Source organism: Acinetobacter sp. TY1, from assembly GCF_048551395.1.
GTDB lineage: Bacteria > Pseudomonadota > Gammaproteobacteria > Pseudomonadales > Moraxellaceae > Acinetobacter.
Genome location: NZ_JBLYZK010000058.1, coordinates 1 through 4757 on the forward strand (window position 1 = coordinate 1; position 4757 = coordinate 4757).

Sequence of the window (4757 nt, forward strand, 5' to 3'; positions counted from 1 at the left end):
TTCGGGGGTATAGTTTGGTTTTTTCATCGGGATAGTCTCTCAGAATATTGACTCTCCGACAAACCCGGTACGGTTCATATTGTGCAGGAGAAAACAACTGTGAGTGTAGAGTCAGTAGAGCGAGTTCAAATGATGAGTCAGCTTGATAATGGTCTCAAGAATGTTCAAAAGGATCATATTGCTAGTACGTATATTGAAATAGACGATGGACCAAATGTTTAGTAATGAACATTAAATGATGAAATTGGGAGCTAAAAGGCTCCCAACTTTTTAGGGATTTTTTGAATATTAATGAAGCCCAAGCTGCTCAGGTGTATGCCACAGCATTTTCATATGTCCCAATTGATCTTTTAAATATGCAATTTTTTGGATCACATAATTTCTTTTGTTAAGCCATTCATCAATTCGCGTATCATCGTAGTGAATATCGACTTTAAATTTTAAAAGCTGATGGTATAAACCACGTTTTTCAATAGACATAGCTTTCAATGCAGAATCGTGAGCTACAGGATTTAAAGCTTGGCTTAAGCCTGCCGTTGTAACTACTTTAGCTTTTTTGATCTCGAAAGGCTGTGTAACAGAAAGCTTAGATGTTGCTTGGGGCTTTGGAATAACATCTGTGCTTTGTGATCTGATAGGGGCTAACTTTACATCTGATTGATCAATATGTTTAGGCTCTTGCGAGTCTTTTAACAAACTGCTCAACTTGCGGTAGTTAATCGTATAGAAATTAGTTTGAAGCCATTTATTTTGTGCTAGTTTTTTTACGATCAGGATTTCAGCTTTTTTTAATTTACTGACGATACGTTTAATCGTTGAAACACTATAAATCCCGAGCGTTTCAGCCCACTTATCATATGTATGATAGAAGAATTTCTGATCTTTTAAGCTGATCGCATCTTTACTTTGAAGACAATAATGCAGCTTTTGTAAGAACATCGCTGATGGGACTCCGTACTTTACTGCAAGCGTAGGAGACGCGATCAGAGGGTAATCACCTTGTACCAGTAATTTTGTTTTCTTTGTCATATGTATTTCTCCAAAACTCAGTAAGTCGTATTTGAGAAATGATGACGAGGACATTGCTGTGTACGTTTTACCCAATCCTCAGGGTAATCTTGTTGTGTATATGAATCACAATGATGGCCACTCCAATATTCTTGATTGAATTCATTTTGAGCATATTCATCTTGATAGATAAATTCTTGGGGAGTGGTTTTTAGAGTTGAATGTGTATTTTTATGAAAGAGGTGAGTATCAGGTGTTGATTTCTCAGCTTGATCCAAAGTCTTGAAAATATCGACTAAGGCTTGACGTTGTTCATGATTAAGAATTTTAGCGGCATCAACAATAAGTTGTGCAGCAAGTTTTTTTGGCGTGCAAAGGTTTGCAGCATTGAATTGAATATTCATAGCATTTTCCTAGATAGGTTAGATTACCTACCACACCTCATTTCCACGTGAGATGGTGGCAGTTTGGCAGGGGTGGAAATACCGAATCTAGGATCGGCCAGCACAAAGCTGCCCTGTCAAACCGCCATAAGGGCTGCGCTTAACAGTAGGCAAAAAAATAGCCGCAAGTGCGACATTTAATTGCACCTAGATTCTAACAGATTTCCACGTCTGCCCACAGATTTTGCTGTGTAAAACAAGATTATCCAGTATCTTAAGTAGCGTCAAGGCCCGTTTTTAATAATTATTAGAAAAATGTGAAAAATAAAATTAAAATGTATTAAAAATTTGTTAAACGCTAAATATATTAATTATTCTATTTCTTATTTTATTTATAAAGAAGAAAAGCTCAGATTGAGCCAATGGAACGGTTCACGATAACACCATCATTTAGCCTCATTTGAGCTCCATTGAAATAGATATTATGTTATATACACAAATTTGCACAGAACTGGCAAAATTAAGCACTTATGTGCAATATATGGACTTAATGACTTGAATTTATTATGTGCAAATTTATAAAAATACTTGAGATTGATGCAGAATGATGTATTCAGAAAATGATAGTCCAATATATATTGCAGCAGTGCTAGGACAGCGTTTAAAACGCATTCGATTGAATCTAGATATGACACAAGAGGAAGTTGCAAGTAAAGCTTGGGTCAGTAGAAGAACGGTGTTAAATGCTGAAAAAGGTGATGCTAAGCTTTCGGACTTAATCGCCATTTTAGGTGCATTAAATATGCTGAATAATTTTAATGTTTTAATACCGGAAGTGCCATTGTCACCTATAGAGTTGTTAAAACTACAAGGTAAGGTTCGTAAAAGAGCTTCGGGTAACAATAAAAAAGCGAAAATTCAGGAAAAACCGACAGCCAAACCAGAATTAGATTGGTGATATACAGTGAAGATTACAGGTTGATTTCTGTGATACTTCTAGTTCTAAATTATTGAATTAGTTAAATTCCTATTAGCATAATGCCTTTAATCAATCAGGTGACGATCAGACATGATGAAACATGTTCAGAGTATAGATGGATCAGTTTTCAAATCAGTCTATGTGGTGGGTGATTTGCATGGTTCTTATCAGCTATTAATGAATCATCTTAATTCCATTAGCTTTAATTTTGATGAAGATTTATTGATCTGTACGGGCGATCTTGTAGATAAAGGCAAAGAGAATTTAGAGTGCATTTCATTACTGAAAAGGCCATGGTTTAGAACGGTGCGTGGAAACCACGAAGAGTTGTGTATTAAAGGGTTATATGATTTAAAGCTTAGACAATTGCACGAAAGAAATGGTGGTGAATGGTTCTATCAATTGCATTCCTATGGCTAAAGGCTTTGTCTATCTGTGTGCAATTATAGATTGGCATAGTCGTAAAGTACTGGCTCATCGAGTATCGATCAGTATGGAAACAGACTTTTGCATAGATGCGTTGCAAGAAGCAATTGTGAAATATGGTTGTCCTGAGGTGTTTAATACAGACCAAGGCAGTCAATTCACAAGCGAGGCATTTTTGAATGAGTTAAAATTGCGAAATATCCGTATCAGTATGGATGGGAAAGGACGATGGATGGATAATGTAATGATTGAGCGTTTATGGCGCAGCGTGAAGCATGAGGAAGTCTATTTGAAGGCTTACGATACGGTTAAACAAGCGAAACAATCAATTGCTGAATATTTGGATTTTTATAACATGATACGTCCTCATTCAAGTTTGAATAAGGCAACACCGGATGAATTTTATGATCAACATTTACTAAAAGTAATGGCAGCATAATTTAAATATTTAGAGCGGATTTATCACTTATAAAACTGAATTGAGTGGTCTAATTAACGGAACCACATTATAATTTTATAACTTCTTCATAAAATACTGAAAAATGACACTTTTAATTATCGCAATCATTATATCTTTTATAATTTTTTACTTGGGTTACCGTTCTGATACGGGAAAATTTAAGATGCATGACGCGCAACCTTATAAAGATACACGAAGTCAGGAAGATATAGCGTATGAAAAAATGATGGAAGAAAAACGTAAGCGTGTAGCTCAAGAAGAATTAAAAAGGGAAGAAGCAAAAAAACAAGCAAAAATTGCTAAGGGAAAAGAAGAACTTCAAACGAAGAAACAAGAAGTAGCTGACAATCTAATAGTCACAGTTGAAAAAAATAATTTTGAAGAAAAGGTATTGTGGGAAAATCTTGTTCATTTCAGTCGTACTATTTTTGCGGATATAAAAAAGTATCCAGAGAATAGGTTACATGAGTGCATGGCTATTGGTATTTATCCAGCACTTGAGTTCATTCTTGAAGACATATCAAAAAAATATGATTTCTATAACTTACCTAATAATGGTGTATATGAAAATTTTGACGGAACCTTGTTTGAGTATTGTAAGACAAAGATAAATCCTAATATTTCATTAGGCAAAGTATCAGTTTTATCTTATTTGACGTTCCTGCCAGACCATCAAAATCCAACCAAGATCAATGAGCAAATTAACTATATTTTTCTAAAGAAAATTATGAAAAATGGTAAAGAAGTTTTGGCATTCACAAGTGCTAAAAACTTCTTATTTGAGGAAAAAGGTAAAAGTTTTTGTTCTTGGGATTATCTTGGAGAGATTGCTTATTTGAACTTACCTTTGTTGTCAAAGGGAGATGAGAGTTCTATACAAACAACGAATTGGCGAACTAAGCTTGATGTTCATAATGCTATAAGAAGTACAGATGAAGATATTGCAGAGGTCACAATTATTGTCACTCAATTCCTGAATAGAATTCAGGGTAAACAATTCAAAAAATTAGATGGTTATTTTGAAACTAGATTTTAATGATCAGAACCACTAGCATCTAAAGCCGTAAATCTAGATTTACACTGGCCGATAAGCCCCCCACTTTAGCTTCGAGCTTGGTGGGGGAATGTATCAAGCAGAGCAGACGATTGGTTTGATTAGCTTGTTGTGCTCAGTATCTTGTTCTGAAATTTCAGGAGTATCCTCAATAACGAGCGGATTTATCACTTATAAAACTAGATTGAGTGGTCTAATTAACGGAACCACATTACTTACTCCTTGAAAGTAAGATTATTTAAAGTTGTTCTTTTATTTTTTTTAGTCAATTTGGAAGACTTTCGTAAAGTAATAGGCATTTTTACATCTAAAATACCTCATTAAAATACATCGATTGTAAAGCTACATTTATTAAAAACTATTATTAAGGGGCTTTGTTGCACAAACCTAGCCTATAAGGTTTATTCAGTCCTATAATTTCAAAATGAATAAACCTACTCCTAAAAC

4 protein-coding genes and 2 pseudogenes are annotated in these 4757 nt (G+C 34.6%); 4 read left to right on the forward strand and 2 right to left on the reverse strand.

All coding sequences use genetic code 11. The features are described from left to right. Window positions 1-288: 288 nt before the first annotated feature. Complete coding sequence (locus tag ACK2M2_RS16165; RefSeq protein ID WP_419349876.1) at window positions 289-1029, reverse strand: hypothetical protein; 741 nt, start codon at window positions 1027-1029, stop codon at window positions 289-291. Between the two features lie 17 nt (window positions 1030-1046). Continuing rightward, on the reverse strand, window positions 1047-1412 hold the full coding sequence (locus ACK2M2_RS16170) for a hypothetical protein (protein ID WP_419349878.1): 366 nt from the start codon (window positions 1410-1412) through the stop codon (window positions 1047-1049). Between the two features lie 583 nt (window positions 1413-1995). Here ACK2M2_RS16170 and ACK2M2_RS16175 point away from each other — a divergent pair. From ACK2M2_RS16175 to ACK2M2_RS16190, 4 genes and pseudogenes are all read left to right on the forward strand, one after another. Then, window positions 1996-2349: a helix-turn-helix transcriptional regulator gene (locus tag ACK2M2_RS16175; RefSeq protein WP_419349880.1), complete on the forward strand. Its 354-nt coding sequence runs from the start codon at window positions 1996-1998 to the stop codon at window positions 2347-2349. Window positions 2350-2460: 111 nt separating this feature from the next. Continuing rightward, a pseudogene (locus tag ACK2M2_RS16180) lies at window positions 2461-2775 on the forward strand (metallophosphoesterase); the annotation flags it as partial. Continuing rightward, window positions 2768-3235 (forward strand): annotated as a pseudogene (locus tag ACK2M2_RS16185) (IS3-like element ISAcsp5 family transposase); the annotation flags it as partial. The pseudogenes ACK2M2_RS16180 and ACK2M2_RS16185, both read left to right, overlap by 8 nt. 184 nt (window positions 3236-3419) lie before the next feature. Further along, on the forward strand, window positions 3420-4292 hold the full coding sequence (locus ACK2M2_RS16190) for a hypothetical protein (protein ID WP_180076682.1): 873 nt from the start codon (window positions 3420-3422) through the stop codon (window positions 4290-4292). Window positions 4293-4757: the final 465 nt, after the last annotated feature.

What these genes read in the sequence shown, in the direction of transcription:
- ACK2M2_RS16170 (WP_419349878.1), bottom strand. Translation starts at nt 1,412, where the DNA reads ATGAATATTCAATTCAATGCTGCAAACCTTTGCACGCCAAAAAAACTT.
- ACK2M2_RS16165 (WP_419349876.1), bottom strand. Translation starts at nt 1,029, where the DNA reads ATGACAAAGAAAACAAAATTACTGGTACAAGGTGATTACCCTCTGATC.
- ACK2M2_RS16190 (WP_180076682.1), top strand. Translation starts at nt 3,420, where the DNA reads ATGCATGACGCGCAACCTTATAAAGATACACGAAGTCAGGAAGATATA.
- ACK2M2_RS16175 (WP_419349880.1), top strand. Translation starts at nt 1,996, where the DNA reads ATGATGTATTCAGAAAATGATAGTCCAATATATATTGCAGCAGTGCTA.